This is a genomic window from Kitasatospora sp. NPDC005856 (assembly GCF_040629945.1).
Classification (GTDB): Bacteria; Actinomycetota; Actinomycetes; order Streptomycetales; family Streptomycetaceae; genus Kitasatospora.
Genome location: NZ_JBEXWT010000227.1, coordinates 1 through 1,503 on the forward strand (window position 1 = coordinate 1; position 1,503 = coordinate 1,503).

Below are 1,503 nucleotides of genomic sequence, written 5' to 3' on the forward strand. Positions count from 1 at the left end.
GTAGTAGGTGAGCGATGGGGTGACGCAGGAAGGTAGTCCAGCCCGGGCGGTGGTTGTCCCGGGGTAAGGGTGTAGGCCGTGAGGTAGGCAAATCCGCCTCACGTTAAGGCTGAGACCTGATGCCGAGCCGATTGTGGTGAAGTGGATGATCCTATGCTGTCGAGAAAAGCCTCTAGCGAGTTTCATGGCGGCCCGTACCCCAAACCGACTCAGGTGGTCAGGTAGAGAATACCGAGGCGTTCGGGTGAACTATGGTTAAGGAACTCGGCAAAATGCCCCCGTAACTTCGGGAGAAGGGGGGCCATTCCTGGTGACGAGTCTTGCACTCTGAGCTGGGGGTGGCCGCAGAGACCAGCGAGAAGCGACTGTTTACTAAAAACACAGGTCCGTGCGAAGCCGTAAGGCGATGTATACGGACTGACGCCTGCCCGGTGCTGGAACGTTAAGGGGACCGGTTAGCTCCACTTCGGTGGGGCGAAGCTGAGAACTTAAGCGCCAGTAAACGGCGGTGGTAACTATAACCATCCTAAGGTAGCGAAATTCCTTGTCGGGTAAGTTCCGACCTGCACGAATGGCGTAACGACTTCTCGACTGTCTCAACCATAGGCCCGGTGAAATTGCATTACGAGTAAAGATGCTCGTTTCGCGCAGCAGGACGGAAAGACCCCGGGACCTTTACTATAGCTTGATATTGGTGTTCGGTTCGGCTTGTGTAGGATAGGTGGGAGACTGTGAAGCAGCAACGCCAGTTGTTGTGGAGTCGCCGTTGAAATACCACTCTGGTCGTGCTGGATGTCTAACCTGGGTCCGTGATCCGGATCAGGGACAGTGTCTGGTGGGTAGTTTAACTGGGGCGGTTGCCTCCTAAAGGGTAACGGAGGCGCCCAAAGGTTCCCTCAGCCTGGTTGGCAATCAGGTGTTGAGTGTAAGTGCACAAGGGAGCTTGACTGTGAGACTGACGGGTCGAGCAGGTACGAAAGTAGGGACTAGTGATCCGGCGGTGGCTTGTGGAAGCGCCGTCGCTCAACGGATAAAAGGTACCCCGGGGATAACAGGCTGATCTTCCCCAAGAGTCCATATCGACGGGATGGTTTGGCACCTCGATGTCGGCTCGTCGCATCCTGGGGCTGGAGTAGGTCCCAAGGGTTGGGCTGTTCGCCCATTAAAGCGGTACGCGAGCTGGGTTTAGAACGTCGTGAGACAGTTCGGTCCCTATCCGCTGTGCGCGTAGGAGTGTTGAGAAGGGCTGTCCCTAGTACGAGAGGACCGGGACGGACGAACCTCTGGTGTGCCAGTTGTTCTGCCAAGGGCATGGCTGGTTGGCTACGTTCGGGAGGGATAACCGCTGAAAGCATCTAAGCGGGAAGCCTGCTTCGAGATGAGCACTCCCACCTCCTTGAGAGGGTAAGGCTCCCAGTAGACGACTGGGTTGATAGGCCGGATATGGAAGCCCTGTGAGGGGTGGAGTTGACCGGTACTAATAGGCCGAGGGCTTGTCCTCAG

At 56.7% G+C, this 1,503-nt stretch carries 1 rRNA gene; it reads left to right on the forward strand.

The annotated features are described in order from the left end of the window. A 23S ribosomal RNA gene (locus ABZ449_RS42120) occupies window positions 1-1,501 on the forward strand; the annotation flags it as partial. Between the last annotated feature and the right edge of the window lie 2 nt (window positions 1,502-1,503).